Source organism: Clostridium sartagoforme AAU1 (genome assembly GCF_000401215.1).
In the GTDB taxonomy this organism is placed as follows: Bacteria; Bacillota; Clostridia; order Clostridiales; family Clostridiaceae; genus Clostridium; species Clostridium sartagoforme.
This window is the reverse complement of record NZ_ASRV01000017.1, coordinates 22,817-39,718: the sequence shown is the minus strand read 5'-3', so window position 1 is coordinate 39,718 and position 16,902 is coordinate 22,817. Positions and strand designations below refer to the sequence as shown.

Sequence of the window (16,902 nt, the reverse complement as noted above, 5' to 3'; positions counted from 1 at the left end):
ATATCAATAGATAACAACATAAATAAAAAAATATTGCAGAAAATTAAAAAAAATGCTCTAATAATTTGACAAGGAGCAAAAAAGTGATTATTATACTTCCAAGATGAACTTCCGTACAACAAAAAAATATTTGAATTAGGTCATATAACTAAAGTGAATCTTGGAAGTTGTGAAGTAGATGAAGTAAGGAGAGAAAATATAAAAAATATATATTTAATAGAAGGTTATACTTATGGAAATAGGTATAACTTTTTGTTTTAAATAAATACAAATAATAATGTTACATAATTTCAATATATGTTATATAAACAAGGAGATATTTGTTACAATAGTATTATGGATAAAATAATATAAGAGGTGAAAACATGGAAAAATTAACATTGCAAAAATTAGAGAAAACTTTATGGGATGCAGCAGATATTTTAAGAGGTGAATTAAATGCCGCACAATATATGGATTATATATTTGGATTATTATTCTTAAAGAGAATGAATGATCAATTTGAAATAGAGCAACAACAAAAGAAGGAAGAGTTTAAATCAATGGGACTAGGTGATAATGAAATAAATACACTTATAGAAGATTCAAGTATTTATGAGAATTTCTTTGTACCTGAAAGAGCAAGATGGAGTAGATTAAAGGATTTAACTTTAAATATAGGACCAGAATTAGATAAGGCTTTTAAAGCAATAGAAGATGAGCCAAAGAATAGTGAATTAATAGGGGTACTTACTACTGCAAATTATAATGACAAAGAAAGAGTACCAGATAAGAAGTTATCACAATTATTAATTTTATTTAGTGGTATATCACTTGCAAATGAAAACTTAGAAAACAAAGATATATTAGGAAATGCATATGAATATTTAATAAAACAATTTGCTGACCAAGGCGGTACTAAAGGAGGAGAATTCTATACTCCAGAGCAAGTAGTTAAAACATTAGTTGGAATAGTAAAGCCTAAGGAAGGTGAGTCAATATATGATCCAACTACAGGTTCAGGAGGTATGCTTATTAACTCTACATATTATATAGAGGAGCATGGTGGAAATTCTAAGAATGTATCTTTAAATGGGCAAGAAATAAACCTTTCTACATGGGCAATATGTAAGATGAATATGTTGTTTCATGATGCTACAGGAGCAGATATAAAGAAGGGTGATACTATAAGAGAGCCTAAGCATACGAATGGTGGTATTTTAAAGACTTTTGATGTGGTACTTGCAAATCCTCCATTTTCATTAAAGAACTGGGGATTAGATGAAGCAAAGAGTGATGGATATAATAGATTTATATATGGTTTGCCACCAAAATCTTATGGGGATTTAGCCTTTGTAGAGCATATGATAGCATCATTAAACTCAAAGGGTAGAATGGGTACTGTAGTACCTCATGGAGTTTTATTTAGAGGTTCATCAGAAGGTAAGATAAGAGAAGGAATGTTAAAGGATGATTTAATAGAAGCAGTTATAGGATTACCACAGAACATATTCTATGGAACGGGTATACCAGCAGCGTTACTTATTATAAATAAAGATAAGAGTGAAGAGAGAAAAGTAAAAATACTATTTATAGATGCATCTAATGGATTTGTTAAAGATGGAAATAAGAATAAGTTAAGAGATGAGGATATAAATAAAATAATTGAAACTTTTGATAAGTTTGAAACAGTAGAAAAATATGCAGAAGTAGTTGATTTAAAGACTATAGAAGAAAATGATTTTAATTTAAATATAAGTAGATATGTTGATACAACAGAAGAGGAAGAAGAAGTTGATATAGAAGAAGTATTGCAAGATATAAGAGAATTGAAGATGAAGATGGTTGAGGGTGAAGAGAAGTTAAATGGGTATTTAGAAGAATTGGGGTTTGAGATTTTATAATTGAGGATTAAGAATTTAAAGTTAAAAAAAGGAATCTTTTAGAGTTTCAACTGTAATTTTAAATTTAGTATTTTAAATTATAAGCGGAAGTGAGGTAGGACTGGTGAAAGAAGGATATAAAAAGACAGAGTTGGGTTTGGTACCTAATGAGTGGAATCTACTAAGAATAAATGAAATTACAAAGGAACATAAGCAGGGGTATTATGCTCAAAATAAATATGAGGAGAAAGGTACTTATTTAGTAAGAATTACAGATTTAAATAATCCCCAAATAAAATATACTCAAATGCCTAAGTTAGATGTAGATAATGAGATCATAGAACAATATAAATTAAAAGATGGTGATTTCTTGTTTGCAAGAAGTGGGGCTATTGGTAGATACGGAATTTATAAAAAAGAGTATCCAAAAACAATTTTTGCTTCATACTTAATAAGGTTTAGATTTAATACATCAAAGGTAATTAATGAGTATGTAGGATATTTTTACGAATCAGATTATTCTCAAAAGCAATTGAAAGCAATAACTCAAGGAAGTTCAAACATTAATATTAATGCAAATAATATAAAATCATTATTGATGTGTGTACCACCATTAAAAGAACAAGAAAAAATAGCAGATATTCTTTCTACTATTGCTTATCAAATTGAAGATACTGATAGACTTATTGAAAAAACTAAGGAATTGAAAAAAGGATTAATGCAAAGGCTTTTAACAAAAGGGATTGGACATAAAGAATTTAAAAAGACAGAAGTTGGAGAGATTCCTGTTGAGTGGGAAGTCAAGTTATTAGAGGAAGTTTCGAGAATAACGAGACTTGCAGGGGCAGAATATTCAGATTTATGGGAGATACAAAGTAATGGTAAGATCATTGCTTTAAAAGGTTTTAATATAGGTGAAAATAAACTTATTCTAAACGACATTGAGAGAATTAGTGAAGAACTTTCAAATAGATTAATTCGTTCTAAATTATTCAAAGGAGACATTGTATTTCCGTGTGTAGGAACTATTGGGAAAGCAACAGTAATAGATAGAGATAACGCATATCATATAAATCAAAATATTGCAAAGATTACTCCAGTAAAACAAATGCATAGTTTATATTTAAGTTATTTTTTAATAAGTGATTTTGTGAAAAAACAAATATTGAAATATAATACTTCAAGTTCTCAACCTAATGTACTTGTTGGAAATTTAAGAAGGTTTAATATAATAGTTCCAACGATAGAAGAACAAGAAAAAATAGCAGATGTTTTATCATCAATAGATGCTCAAATAGAAGAATATGAAAATAAAAATATAAAGTTAAAAGAACTTAAAAAGGGATTGATGCAGCAATTATTAACTGGGAAAATTAGAGTTATTTAATATGGGGGTATAATAATGGATTATATGGAGTTTATAGAGAGTAGTGAGTTTAATAAATTTTATAGATGTATAAACATTTTACCTAAAAAGATTTTTTTGGATAATGATTATCTTAAAGCATTAGAAGATATTTTTAAAGAATATCAAGAAGGTTTAGATAAAGTAGATTTTAGCATTATTGATGTTAATATTAATAAAAATAGAGTTAAAAGAATTTGTGAAATAATTATTGAATCTATAAAGTGTCAACTTAATGGAAATTCAATAGAAGCAATTAGCACAGTTGAGAAGTTATTTAAGGAAAAAGATATTGGTGATGACTTATTTTCATGCATTCTAGAAAAGGAAGAAAGTAATCATTTTACTAAGCAATTATATAGAGGACGTATAGGTGAAGATATATTTGAGTTATCTGAAATATTCCATGTTCCATTTAATAAAAGACAATATGTTGCAACAGAGAGATATAGTATTCCGGGATATCCTTGTTTATATTTAAGTGGGTCTATTTATGGTTCTTGGTTAGAATTAAATAAACCTCATGTTAATAATTTTTATGTGAGTAGATATGAGGTTAAAGAAAACTTAAGGTTTTGGATTTATCATTATTACCTAGAGAAATTATAAATGGTAATTTAGGTGATGGAAATGAGTATTTAAAAAGATTTAGTAATGGAGAAAGTGTAGAGATTAGCGAAATAATACAAAAGTATATATATACTTGGCCCATTATATGTGCGTGTTCATTTATTATAGATGAAAAAATAGATTATTTAAATCAGAATATATACTGCCTCAATTATTATTACAAGTAATAAGAAATGTTGCGAATAAATCAGATAAGATACATTTCGATGGAGTAAAATATTTTTCTGTTAAGTGTAAGTATGGTGCAAATGTAAAGCCGAATCCTGTATATATAAATTATGTTTTTATATCGGATAATAAGGAAAAGTATATTAATGAATTAAAAAATGAGTATAGCAAGAAATTGTGTGGAAAGTTTAAATTAACTCCACCAGCCAATGCATATATGTGCATGGCACTAAATGGATTAGGCATAAGTGGATTAAGTTTACAAAGACATCATATGGACATGGAAGCAACGGATATAAATAGGGAAGGTTTACGAGGAAAGGCATTTATAGAAATAATGAAAGGGCATGTAGTTCAATATGATGGAATGGATTTTTATAGGTTAGAGGATTTGTTGTGTAATATACCAGCAAGGAATTTAGGCGAGTAGAATAATTTTATTAGGTGAAGGGAAGGAATTATGAGTGAAGATAGGAAGAAATGATAAGTGTCCTTGTGGTAGTGGGGAAAAGTATAAAAAGTGTTGCTTAGGAAAGGTTGAGGATAAAGATTTTTTACAACCAAAGAATTTTTTAGAAAATTATAAAAGTATGAAAAAAGATTCAAGAATAAAGCAATGTTTATATCCTGATAATTCTAATTGTAGTGAAAGGATAATAGGTGCACATTCTATTCAAAATAATAAGATTCTGAAGAGAATATCAACTAAAGGTGAAGTCTATATGCCTTGTCCTAAAAACGATAATCCATTTGAGTTTATGCATAAGTGGGGGAGAAAACAAGCAACTGTTTTTACTGGATTTTGTGGATATCATGATAATGAAATTTTTAAACCTATCGAAAATGAAGATTTTAATAAAAGTGAATTACATATATTTTTATATATTTATAGGTGCTTTGCAATTGAATATCATAAAAAGATGGAAGTTATGAAAATGGAGTCAATCTTAACTGAGAAGTTACCTTCTAGGCGTAGAGGGATTAAAGAAAACTTTAGTGGCTTTGAATTAGCAAAAAATGATTTAGAAGTATGCAAGATAGAATTTAATAACGCATTATTAAATGATAAATACGATATTCTCACAAGTATAGTTTGGGAATTTGATGAGACTATAAAATTTGCAGCATCTGGATTTTCGGCTTTAGCAGAAGATTTAGAAGGTAATAAAATTCAAGATTTAACAGATGTTAATACAAAAATGAAACATATATTTGCAACTATATTTCCGGAGGGAGAAAAATCCTATTGCATAATTTCATGGTTGAAAAGTAATAATGGTATATTTGAAAAATATAAAGAACAACTTAATAATTTAGACTGTATTCAAAGAAAACAATATTTAAATAACTTATTACCTATCATAACAGAGAATATAACTATTAATCCTGAAGCATGGGATAAACTTGAAGCGCATAAAAAAGATGCTTTTGGAATGCTTTTTTATGGAATGGCAGATTTATTTTCAATGATAACAAATAGAACGTATAATATGTTAGAAGAACAACCTTATGATTTATTTGATTTATAGAGTAAAATAGAGAATTATAAATAAAAGTCATAAAAATAATATATTGTTTATTCATAAGATTCAACGAGTGACTTAGTAAATAAGGGGTGAGTGAGAATGAATTATTTAGGAAATGAGATGACTTTAGTTGAAATACCAGCAGTAGAATACTTAACATATTTAGGGTATGACTATATTGATGGTGATAAAGTAACGATGGAGTATGGCGAAAGAGATTCTTTAAGTGAAGTAATTCTAAGTAAACGAATGAAACAAGCATTAAAGAAACTTAATCCATGGATTTCTGATGAAAATTGTGATAAAGTTATTAGAATAATTTCAAGAGCAGAATCTTTAGGTACAGGCTTGTTAGAAATAAATGAAAAGATATATAATTATATAGTTAATTATGAATTAACAGTTAAACAAGTAATAGATGGTAGACAAGAAACTCCTACAGTTAAATTAATTGATTTTAAAAATTTTGAAAACAATGATTTTTTAGTTGTTAGACAGTTTGTTATAAAAGGGCCTCAAGAAACTATTAGACCAGATATAGTTATATTTATTAATGGTATGCCTATTGCAGTTTTAGAATGTAAATCTCCATTTAAAGATGGTGATTCTAATGAAAATGTAGGTAAATATGATGGATTCCAACAGTTAAGAAGATATATGAATGGTAGAGAAGGTAACATAATAGAAGGTTCTGAAAGGTTGTTTTATACAAACTTTATTACTGGAATATTAAATAAATATACAGCATTTATTGGAACTATTTCTAGTGGATATAAGCATTATATAGAATGGAAAGATGCTTATCCACTAAACAATATTGAGGTTAAAGATTATAAAGATACTCCACAAAATATATTATTACAAGGAATATTTAAAAGAGAAAATCTTTTAGATATAATGGAGAATTTTGTTGTTTATGATGTAGATAAAGAGAATTCTAGAAAAGTTAAAAAGGTATGTAGATATCAACAATTTAGAGCAGTACAAAAATGTCTTAAGAGATTAGAAGAAGGTAAAACACCATTAGCAAAAGGTGGAGTTGTTTGGCATACTCAAGGTTCTGGTAAGTCTTTAACAATGGTCTTCTTAGCAAGGAAAATAAGAAGTTTGAAGAAGTTAAGTGATGCTACTATTGTAATAGTAACAGATAGAACAGATTTGGATGAGCAGATATTTGAAACCTTCCAGAATACTTTAAGTAATACGGTACCAGTTAGAGCAGAGAGCATTGCGGATATGAAAACTTTACTAAGAAATTCAAATGCACAAATTATTACTACAACTATTCAAAAGTTCCAAAGTGATAAGGAAGAAAGTAAGATAGTAGGATTATTCTTAGAGAAGGAATATGAAATTTTATCTACTAAAAATAATATTATTGTAATGACGGATGAAGCACATAGAAGTCAGTATAAAGGGACTGCAGCAAATCTTAGAACTGCATTACCTAATGCTGCTTTTATAGGGTTTACAGGTACTCCAATAGATAAAGAGGACAAGTCTACACCAAAGACCTTTGGATCTTATATAGATCAATATTCTATAAAGGATGCAGTTGTAGATGGAGCAACAGTAAAGATTGTTTATGAAGGAAGAAAGCCAGAACTTCATATTAGTGGTGATAATTTAGAAGAATTATTTGACCAAGCATTTGAAGACAGAACCGATGAGGAAAAAGAAGCAATAAAACAAAAGTATGCTAATAAGAGAACAGTTGTAGAATCTGAAGAAAGAATTGAAGAAGTAGCAAAGGATATTCTTACTCATTTTAAAGAATATATTTATCCTAATGGATTTAAGGCACAGGTGGTGTGTGTATCAAGAGAGGCTTGTGTAAAATACTATAATGCTTTAAATAAGTATATGAAGGAGATAATGGGAGAAGAATTAGAATGTAAGGTGATATTCTCTGGATCTAATAATGATGAGCCTTATTTAAGGGAACATCATACATCTAAAGAGGAGCAAAAAACAATACTTACTAATTTCAAAAAGAAAACATCAGAAAGCAAGTTATGTTTTATTATAGTTAAAGATATGCTATTAACTGGCTTTGATGCCCCAATAGAACAAGTAATGTATTTAGATAGACCACTTAAAGAGCATACTCTACTGCAGGCTATAGCAAGGGTTAATAGAACAAGTGGTGATACTAAGAAGTGTGGTTATGTAGTAGATTATTATGGAGTGTTAGACTTCTTGGAAGAAGCATTAGCCATATTCGATAGAGAAGAGTTGGGATCTCCAATGGAATCTATGGATGGATTATATAATGAAATGTTATCCTATAGGGAAAATGTAATGAGGATGTTTACAGGGATAAATAAAGATAGTATAGATGATTTAGTAAAAGTGTTAGAGCCAGAGGATAAAAGGGCTGAATTTGAGGTAGCATATAAGAAGTTTTTAGGTGCAGTTGAATCTTTAATGCCTGGTCATGTTGGGACAGATATATTAAATGATGTTAAGTGGCTATCTTATATTAGAGCAGCCGCAAAAATGAGATTTAATCCAGAGCAAAAATTAGATATTAGAGATTGTGGAGAAAAGGTTAAACAAATAATATCAGAACATCTTTCATCATCAGGGGTTATCCAATGGATAGAGCCAATCACATTATTTGAAGATGATTTTCAGATGAAGTTAGAAAGTAATATGTCTGATGAAGCAATAGCATCATCTATGGAGCACGCTATTAAGAATGTTATTAATGTAAAGATGGATGAGAATCCAATTTATTATACAAGTTTGTTTGAAAAACTACAGCAGATATTAGAAGAAACTAAGAATGACTGGGTTGAAAAGAAAGCAAGACTTAGTGAATTTATCAATAGAGATGTGAATAAAGGTGAACAAAATGAAGCACAAGAATTAGGTTTAACTAAGAGAGAATTTCCTATATTTGTTACATTAAGAAAAACATTTGAAGGTGAAAAGGATACAGAGGATATAGTTAAGGAAGATTCTGCCGTATATATTTCAGATACATCTATTGATATCATTAAAGATATTACAAAGGCATTTAATGAAAAAATGATTAATGAATGGTATATGGTAGGTTGGGCAGAGAATCCAACTAAGGTATCTGCTATTGAACAAAAGATATTTATGTTCTTACTAAGTAATTCACAAAAGATAAGAGAAATTTATGGGCAGGATGGGATAAATAAAGTAAAAGAGTTAAAAGAAAGTATAACTAAACTTGCTAAAATACATTATGCTAACATAGATTAGAGGGATAAAATGAAATTAGGATTTCAATATGGAACAAAATATATAGATTTTAATGTAGTATTTAAAGAAAGAAAAACAATGAGTATAGAAGTAGAGCCAAGTGGAGAAGTAAATGTTAGTTCTCCACTTGGAGTTACTGAAGATATAATATTAGATAAAGTTAAATCAAAAGCAAATTGGATAGTTCAAAAGCAATATGAAGTACAATCTATTAATATTAATAAAATTAATAGAGAAGTAGTAAGTGGGGAGTCTTATTTATATTTAGGTCGTAACTATTCATTACAAATTGAAGATATAAATACAAAGGATATTAATGTAAAACTATTTAGAGGTAAGTTTATAATATCTACATATACAAGAGAGCAAGATAAAATAAAACTTGCTTTAGAAAATTGGTATAGAGAAAAAACATTATTAAGAGTTAAGGAAAGGGTAAATTACTTTAAACAATACTTTAATATTAGACCTAAGGGCATTAAGGTTAAAGAGCAAAAAAAAGGTGGGCTAGTTGTACATCTAATAATGAACTCTTATTTAATTGGAGGTGTTCTATGGCACCAGCCAATATACTAGATTATATTGTTTTGCATGAAATGGTACATATGATATATAAAGATCATTCCCAAGAGTTTTGGAATAAGGTAGCAGCAATTATGCCTGATTATGAAAGTAGAAGATTGTGGCTTAGAGATAATGGAATAAAATTAGATATATAAAAAAGAACAAGATTAATTTACTTGTTCTTTTATGTGAATTAATTTTTAAATAAGTAATTAAATTCAATGATCAATAAATCGATATCATCTTTAAATTTAGGTTCATTTGTATAAGAATAAATTTTGAAATCTTCCAATAACTTAGTCATAAGTTTCTTATCATTTTAAGAGGTTATTAGTTTAAATGAATTCCGTAAAGTGTTAAGTATATCAATTTTACATTGTCTGGTAGTTACTTCCATAAATAAATCTAGACTATTTTTAAGTTGGAGATCTTCAAAGAGACCAATTTCTGTTTCATATGTTGTAAATATATTAATTGACATAGCAATAATTTGATTTAGAAAATTTAAGTCAAAATATTTCATTGATATTAAAGTATTTAGTCTCATCATATCTATATTCATAGGATTTTTATCAGAATCATATACATAATAATCAATGATTTCATTAAAATTTGTAGTTTTATATATGCAGAATAAAGTTCCTAAAAAATTACTAAGAATATGTTGAAGACTACTTTTATTAAAATTTAGACTAAAGTATCTAGAATAAATTATAGGATATTTTTTAGCGCACAACTGAAAAATAGGGTAATTAGGATTACTTAAAATCAGATATTGCAGTTCATTGAAATTATTAACTAATATTTCAGTAAGATCTTCCTTAGGTAACTCTTGTTCTAGATAATTTGTATTAAATTCCTTTTTATTATTTTCTTGTAGGATATAAAGATTGTATATCCTAATAAGTTCTTGTTTATTCATAAATAAATGCCTCCTTAAGATTTTACAATAAAATATAATAAATCTTAGATAGGTTTTTCAAGAAAAGTTTATAAAAGTATTTTAGATGAAATTATGTAATTATGAATAATCATTAAAAAAATTAATTATAGAATATATATAGGAGTTTTTAACTTTAAATAGGGCCCTGTATTAATTTATATAGCGCGGTATAGTAAAAGAAAAAAGAGAGGACGCTGTATGGATATAAAATATACAAATAAATTATTTAATAGATTAATTAGATTAACAGAGTATTATTTAAAACCAGAAAATATAATTATTAAAAGCGAGTCACAAGTTATTGAGGTTGTAAATAATTATTTGTTAAGCAGGGCGCTAGGGGATCTAAAAGCAATTAAAACACTCATACATTGCAAGTTGGAGTTAGAAGCAGTATTAATACTTAAAAATTTAATTGAGGTTTATGGAGATACAAATTTAAAAAGTATAGATTTGTTAAATCAGACATGCTTAGGAATTATTAATGCTTATAAAGAAGAATGTACTAGAAGGAATAATAAATATACAATAGGAGGAAGGATATACAAGACTAAGTCTATAAGAAGCAAGATTACTGAAAAGAAGGATACAGGATTTAACTATCAAGTTTATGCAGCATTAAATCTAATAGCCCATAATAATATATTAGCCTTAATATCAATAACAGATGATAGAGGTGATTTTATTGTTGGAAAAAAAACAACAATATTAACTCAACTGATAGTATGCTTTACGCTATTTTATTATGTGAATATATTTACTAATGTAGTTATAGTAAATAAAAAGGAATATAATAATACACAATATTATTTAATGTGTAGCAGGTTAGTTAAGGATGTGAAAAATTACATTATAACAATAATAGATATAGATTTACTTAGTAAATTAACAGCAATAGAGATAAATAAATTTTACAAAAAACGAATAAGAATTTTAAAAAGAGGGTTAAGAGAAATAAAAATAAATAGCATGATATAGGTAATAAATATAAAATTATCATAAAAATATTGAGAGTAATCTAATAATAGAAAGTTTCATAGTGTACAAAAAATGTCATGTCAAATTTCACCTAAAGTCTAACAGTAACAGGCCTAGTATGGATTAAACTAATAAACATATATTAATAGGTGATTAATTATAGATAACAAATGAAATTAATAAATAACAAGTTAATTTTGATAATAAGTTAAAGTAACCAGGAATAAAATCGATATATATTATATTTAAGTGTATATTTTAAAGAGTAAGTTTTGGGTAGAAGAAAAGAAAGTGAGTAGTATGAGTGAAAGAATAACTAATTTTTTAATGAAGATATTAATTTTCCCTATTATTTTATTTTTTATATATGGAGTTGCATGGATAATAGGAATGAGGATAGCAGGATATATTTATAAAGTGGAAGATATTTTTTTTATAGTTTTAATGATGGTAATAACATCTATATTATGTTTAATACTAACAGGAATAAGTCATTTTATTATTTATAAAATTAAGCCTAATATAGCATTTAAAAATTGGTTTGAGTGGTGGCATCTACTTTTAATGTATATATCGACGCTAATTACTGTAATTATAGCCTTAAAACCTATTATTGAAGAATCAGGGATAGTTTATCCTAACATAGGAAATGACAAGTACGCTGTAGTAGTGTCTATATTCTTTTTAATAACTTTTAATTACTATTTTTATAAAGCATTAGTAATTAATAAGGACATAGTATTAATACCATATATAAAAGAAATGATTAAAAATATTTATCTATTGATATATTAGTAGATAACAAGGAAAAAATCACTAATAAATATTTTCAATCATGGAATGATAATGATATTTCTGCAATCGAAAAATATTTTTCAAATTCTATTATACTTGAAGAATCTTGTGGACAAGTATATGTGGGATTAGATGAAATAAAAGATTGGTTTAAAGATTGGCATAACAATAATAAAGTAATATTTTTTGAAATTATTGAGTTGAATATTTTAGATGAAAGAGTTATATGTCAGTGGGAATTTAAATCATCTAATAGTAAATATATTAATGAATTTAAGGGAGTTTCTATTATAACTTTTAATAATAAAAATAAAATTATAGAAATAAAGGAGTATATGACTAAAATACCTATTACGTATCATTGCTTATAGAAATGATATTTAAAGGAATCTTTAAATAAATATCCATAACATTTTAAAGTAAATGAACAAGGTAAAATATAACTAAATTAATTTAATGAAGTAATAAAAGATATTGATAAAGAATATTTAATTAAATAGGGTGCTAATGCACTCTATTTTTATATATAAGATTAGTAAATAACTAAATTTCAAAAGTTTTTATAAAAGTGACAAAAAATAAAGAGTTAAGTTATTTTTTATGTAAAAAATCAAGAAGTGATGCTTATGATAAAAAATAATACAAAAATAATTAGAGATTAGTGAAGAATGGAGAACTTTATGATTTTATAAATACAGGGATGAGTGATGAATCTATATAAATATTTATAAGTACTACTTTCTTAGTATGGACATATAGAATAATAACTATATTCTAGTTAGAATGCATAAATAAGCGCTTGTTAAGAATTAAATATAGTATAATTCAGAAATGGACTAGATTATTATCTGGTCTCTTTTTGTGCAAAAAATTAAAAAAATTTTTGAAATTTTGGCGGATTTTATTAAACCTGTGTTCTTAGTTAAATACAAAGGTAATAAAACCTTTGTTTATAAGACTTTCCGGAAAGTAAAAAGTTGAGTAACAGAGGAGGATAAAATTATGGCTAGAATAAAAATAGAAAACTGTGAAGTTAAAGAGGAAAATTTATGTAAATTTGATATAGAGGATTTAATAGAGAAATTTATAGTAACTGTTATTAAAGAAGATATTTATGAAGAAAATATAAGAAGAGTAGCCTAGGAGGAATTAGATATGAAATTAAAGGAGTTAATTAATAAATTAGAAGAACTTGGTGTTAATGTGGGGAATTATAGAAGTTGGAATTATTATAAGAATAATCAGGATAGTGAAGTTAGGGTTGGAATTTATGCTAGAGTATCTAAAGAAAATAATACTGCTATTAATAAACAATTAGATAATTTGAAATTTTTTGTAGAGGATTTAGGATTACAAGTAAGTGAAGTTAGGGAGTATGCTGACAATGGGTTTTCAGGAACAGCAGGGGAGAGGAGAATTAGGTATTGTGATATGGAAAGAGACTTAAAATTAAAAGAGATTAATTGTATAATAACATCACATATAGATAGATTAGGTAGGTTGACAACTAGTAATATGAATTTATTATACAATGGAGGAGAGGCACAGATGCTATATATTGATATGTGTAATTCCCTCGTTAATTCTATGGATCTATATTCAAAGATAGAGAAAATAAGTATGGCTGCTCAAGAATATGCTGAAAGTTGTTCAGATAAAGCGAAACTAGGTTTAGTAGGGATGGCTAGAAAGGGGAGTTATATTGGATCTAAAGCACCATTTGGGTTGGAAAAGTATAGAAATTCAAGAGGTATAGTTAAATTAAGAGTAGAAAAATCAATTAAATCTGATATAGTTAAACAAATATTTGAAGACTATATTTCTGGACTTACACTAAATGATATTGCTGAAAAGATTACTAAATTAGGAATAGTATCACCAACTGGAAAGATGAAGTGGAGTAAACAAACTGTTTCAGCGATATTAAAGAATCCTCTATATTGTGGCAAATTAAGTCAGTTTAGAACTGAAAAAAATAGTTTTATAAATAGTGGAGAATTCAGTGGGATAACTAAAAAAGAAAAGGACGATTGGATGACAACAGCAGAATTTGAAAGTATCATTGATGAAAAAACTTATGACTTAGTGCAAGATCTATTAATAAAAACTAATGGTAATAATAGGACGAAATCAAGTGATAAGCATGCTTTTACTGGATTATTAAGATGTGGTGATTGTGGACAAGCATTAGTATATAAGAATAAATCTAAAGGATATGTTTGTGCATTAAGTAATAGTAAAGGAAGTTCAGGATGTACTACACATTTAATTAAAGAGGATGAGTTATTTATATTAATTAAAAATTTATTGTTAAATAAAATTAATTTATGTAATAACTTAAATATAGATAAGATCTTAGAAAAAATTATAGGTGCTAACAATAAAAACTCATTTCACAACAGTGAAAAAACAAGATTAGAATTAGAAGTAAAGGATATAACTAAAGAAATTCTTAGTAGAGAAAGACAACTTAATTTGAAAGATGACGAGTATGAGGTAGAGGTATTAAATGAAGAGATTTTAGAGTTGAAGCAAGAAAGACACTCTCTTAGAGAACAAATTAAGTTAAAAAATGAAATCATAAATTATCAACTTTCAATATTAGAAAAGGGAGAGAATATTGTATTAGATTTAGATAAATATATAACATGTAAAAATTCATTATTAGCATTATTTATTTATGAAATTAAGGTATATGAAGATAATAAAATAGAGGTTATGTGGAGATTTTAATATTATTAATGCATAATTAAGAAATTTTAATTTGTTAAATAGTTAGTAGTTGGATTAAGTATGGTTTTAAAGATGCTATGCTTAATCCTTTTTACATATAAGCGTTAATTTAAGAATAGATTGTACTATAGCAATATAAATGGAAAGAGTGTAATGAAAGAGATAAGATCAAATATTTACTACGGAGCAAAAGATATTGAAGGAATTTTTGATGAAATTATTAATGAAAAGATTATTCAAATTACTCAAGATATAAAAAAGGGAGAAATAGCGCGGTATAATAATAAGGTAAACGAAAATCTATCCACTAATTGCAAAAAAGAGCAAGAGGTGGTTAAAAAGTGAGAAAAATATGGAATGTAGCAATATATGCTAGAGTAAGTACAGATAAAGATTCACAATCAGAATCTATTCCTGCACAGGTAGGAAATCTCAAGAAGTGGTTAATAGAGAAGTCAACTCAAGATAAGGAGGCGGTATATAATTTAGTAAATATCTATGAGGATCAAGGGCAATCTGGCTCTAACTTTGATAGAGATGCTTTTTTAAGAATGAAACAGGATATTGAAGATAAGAAGATAAATATGGTTTTAACTCGTGATTTATCTCGTTTTTCTAGAGATTATATAATGGCAGGATATTATTTAGAAGATTATTTTAAAGTAAATAATGTTAGATTTATATCGGTCCTTGATAATGTTGATACAGAAACAGAGTTTAATGATATAATTCCATTTAAAAATATTCTAAATGAAATGTATATAAAAGACTGTAGTAAAAGAGTTAGAAGTGCTCTTGGAGATAGAATGCAACGAGGTAGTTCAATAGCGTCCAAGCCACCTTATGGATATAAATTTGAAGAACTTTATGAAGGGAATCAGAAAACTATCATATTAGTTCCTGAAGGTGGCGAAACTACAGAAGTAGTTAAGGAAATCTTTGATTTATATCAAAAGGGATGGGGATTTGGAAGGATTGCTACTTATCTAAATAAAAAAGGGATTCTCCCACCATCAGCAAGACTTAAGAATTTTAAGCGTAAAAAATTTGGAATGTGGACTAATAATACAATTCAGAGTATTTTAAAGAATCCTAAATATGGTGGATACATGGTTCAACAAAGATGGAGGAAAGTAAGTTATAAAATTAAAAAGGTAAAAGCGACACCAGAAGAGGAATGGATATGGAGTGGTGAATTTGATGGGATTATAGATAAGAAGACCTTCAATAAAGTGCAAAAAAATATGGAGCAAAGAAAACACGGATATAGATATAAACAGGATAGAATATATCCATTTACCACTGTGTTAAAGTGTGGTGGGTGTGGGGGAAGCATGTCCTATAGAAAGAAATATAAAGGATATAAATGTACAAACTCTCAAATGGGAGGAGGTAGATGTACCCCACATTCTATTAAGGAGGATTATCTTATTGAAAAAGTAAGAATATATATCAAAAGTGTTATTGATATATGTATAGATAAAGATAAATATTATAAAAAGGTAGATGGAATAGTAATAGAAAATGAATTTGAAAAAGAATTATCCAAAGTTGAGCAAGAGTTATCCACATTGGATGGAAAGTTTCAAAAACTTTATGAGGATAAATTAAATGAAGTAATATCAGAGCGTAATTTTAGTAATATGAGTACAACTATACAAACTAAGCAGGAAAGTCTCATTAAAAGGAAAAAGGAATTAGAAGAAATAGTTCAGAATAATAACAGTGATATTGATATTACTAAAATCTATAGAGATGAAATAGATAAATTACTATCATTAAATGAAATAGATAGAAATTTTGTAGAAGCACTTGTGGATAAAATTATTGTTAATGAGGATAAAGAAACGAAAGAGAAGAGTGTGGATATTTATTTTAAGTTCAAGAAATAACAGCAATTGAAAATTGAAAATTGAAAATTAAAAATGGAGGAATAAACTAGGCAGAGCCTAGTTTAGAAAAATAAAATTGAAGAAATTCCGCAGGAATTTCAACATTCATTTGGCATTTTAAATTTTAAATTAATAAAGATTTCATCATTCATTTAGCATTTTACATTCTAAA

General features: G+C 27.0%; 14 protein-coding genes and 1 pseudogene. 14 read left to right on the top strand and 1 reads right to left on the bottom strand.

Translation table 11 applies throughout. The features are described from left to right. Positions 1-365: 365 nt before the first annotated feature. The 7 genes and pseudogenes from A500_RS01155 to A500_RS01130 all read left to right on the top strand — a co-directional run bounded on the left by A500_RS01155 (position 366) and on the right by A500_RS01130 (position 9,544). Positions 366-1,883 (top strand): type I restriction-modification system subunit M, encoded by a 1,518-nt coding sequence (locus tag A500_RS01155; RefSeq protein WP_016205770.1) that lies wholly within the window; start codon positions 366-368, stop codon positions 1,881-1,883. Positions 1,884-1,986: 103 nt separating this feature from the next. Then, a complete protein-coding gene (locus A500_RS01150) occupies positions 1,987-3,249 on the top strand; it encodes a restriction endonuclease subunit S (RefSeq protein WP_016205769.1) in 1,263 nt (420 codons plus the stop codon). A gap of 15 nt (positions 3,250-3,264) precedes the next feature. Further along, entirely contained in the window at positions 3,265-3,876 is a 612-nt protein-coding gene (locus A500_RS19280; RefSeq protein ID WP_016205768.1) for a hypothetical protein, read from the top strand. Between the two features lie 364 nt (positions 3,877-4,240). Next, positions 4,241-4,495, top strand: coding sequence for a hypothetical protein (locus tag A500_RS19270; RefSeq protein WP_016205766.1), 255 nt, complete (start codon positions 4,241-4,243; stop codon positions 4,493-4,495). Positions 4,496-4,529: 34 nt separating this feature from the next. Next, the gene (locus A500_RS22005; RefSeq protein ID WP_016205765.1) at positions 4,530-5,594 is read left to right on the top strand and encodes a YecA family protein; all 1,065 of its coding nucleotides are present in this window, start codon (positions 4,530-4,532) and stop codon (positions 5,592-5,594) included. 96 nt (positions 5,595-5,690) lie between these two features. Next, positions 5,691-8,825, top strand: a complete 3,135-nt coding sequence (locus A500_RS01135; RefSeq protein WP_016205764.1) for a type I restriction endonuclease subunit R — start codon at positions 5,691-5,693, stop codon at positions 8,823-8,825. Positions 8,826-8,834: 9 nt separating this feature from the next. Continuing rightward, positions 8,835-9,544: pseudogene (locus A500_RS01130) on the top strand (M48 family metallopeptidase). A 164-nt stretch (positions 9,545-9,708) separates the two neighbouring features. On the opposite strand, the gene A500_RS01125 reads toward A500_RS01130, so the two are convergent. Beyond that, positions 9,709-10,311 carry a hypothetical protein gene (locus A500_RS01125; RefSeq protein WP_016205763.1) on the bottom strand — a complete coding sequence of 201 codons (603 nt, stop codon included), beginning with the start codon at positions 10,309-10,311 and terminating at the stop codon, positions 9,709-9,711. A gap of 219 nt (positions 10,312-10,530) precedes the next feature. Here A500_RS01125 and A500_RS01120 point away from each other — a divergent pair, with 219 nt between their 5' ends. From A500_RS01120 to A500_RS01095, 7 genes are all read left to right on the top strand, one after another. Beyond that, entirely contained in the window at positions 10,531-11,310 is a 780-nt protein-coding gene (locus A500_RS01120) for a hypothetical protein (RefSeq protein ID WP_016205762.1), read from the top strand. A gap of 300 nt (positions 11,311-11,610) precedes the next feature. Beyond that, a complete protein-coding gene (locus tag A500_RS01115) occupies positions 11,611-12,105 on the top strand; it encodes a hypothetical protein (RefSeq protein ID WP_016205761.1) in 495 nt (164 codons plus the stop codon). Continuing rightward, positions 12,093-12,476 carry a nuclear transport factor 2 family protein gene (locus tag A500_RS19840; RefSeq protein ID WP_083935648.1) on the top strand — a complete coding sequence of 128 codons (384 nt, stop codon included), beginning with the start codon at positions 12,093-12,095 and terminating at the stop codon, positions 12,474-12,476. Before A500_RS01115 ends, A500_RS19840 begins: the two co-directional genes overlap by 13 nt. Before the next feature lie 631 nt (positions 12,477-13,107). Then, positions 13,108-13,248 (top strand): hypothetical protein, encoded by a 141-nt coding sequence (locus A500_RS20245; RefSeq protein ID WP_157453595.1) that lies wholly within the window; start codon positions 13,108-13,110, stop codon positions 13,246-13,248. Positions 13,249-13,260: 12 nt separating this feature from the next. Next, entirely contained in the window at positions 13,261-14,838 is a 1,578-nt protein-coding gene (locus tag A500_RS01105) for a recombinase family protein (RefSeq protein WP_016205759.1), read from the top strand. A 153-nt stretch (positions 14,839-14,991) separates the two neighbouring features. Then, entirely contained in the window at positions 14,992-15,183 is a 192-nt protein-coding gene (locus A500_RS01100; protein ID WP_016205758.1) for a hypothetical protein, read from the top strand. After that, complete coding sequence (locus tag A500_RS01095; protein WP_016205757.1) at positions 15,180-16,730, top strand: recombinase family protein; 1,551 nt, start codon at positions 15,180-15,182, stop codon at positions 16,728-16,730. The genes A500_RS01100 and A500_RS01095 overlap by 4 nt, the downstream gene beginning before the upstream one ends. The last annotated feature ends 172 nt before the right edge of the window (positions 16,731-16,902 follow it).

Coding starts and splice junctions, on each gene's coding strand:
- A500_RS01155 (WP_016205770.1), top strand. CDS start 366: ATGGAAAAATTAACATTGCAAAAATTAGAGAAAACTTTATGGGATGCA.
- A500_RS19280 (WP_016205768.1), top strand. CDS start 3,265: ATGGATTATATGGAGTTTATAGAGAGTAGTGAGTTTAATAAATTTTAT.
- A500_RS01135 (WP_016205764.1), top strand. CDS start 5,691: ATGAATTATTTAGGAAATGAGATGACTTTAGTTGAAATACCAGCAGTA.
- A500_RS01125 (WP_016205763.1), bottom strand. CDS start 10,311: ATGAATAAACAAGAACTTATTAGGATATACAATCTTTATATCCTACAA.
- A500_RS01120 (WP_016205762.1), top strand. CDS start 10,531: ATGGATATAAAATATACAAATAAATTATTTAATAGATTAATTAGATTA.
- A500_RS01115 (WP_016205761.1), top strand. CDS start 11,611: ATGAGTGAAAGAATAACTAATTTTTTAATGAAGATATTAATTTTCCCT.
- A500_RS20245 (WP_157453595.1), top strand. CDS start 13,108: ATGGCTAGAATAAAAATAGAAAACTGTGAAGTTAAAGAGGAAAATTTA.
- A500_RS01105 (WP_016205759.1), top strand. CDS start 13,261: ATGAAATTAAAGGAGTTAATTAATAAATTAGAAGAACTTGGTGTTAAT.
- A500_RS01100 (WP_016205758.1), top strand. CDS start 14,992: ATGAAAGAGATAAGATCAAATATTTACTACGGAGCAAAAGATATTGAA.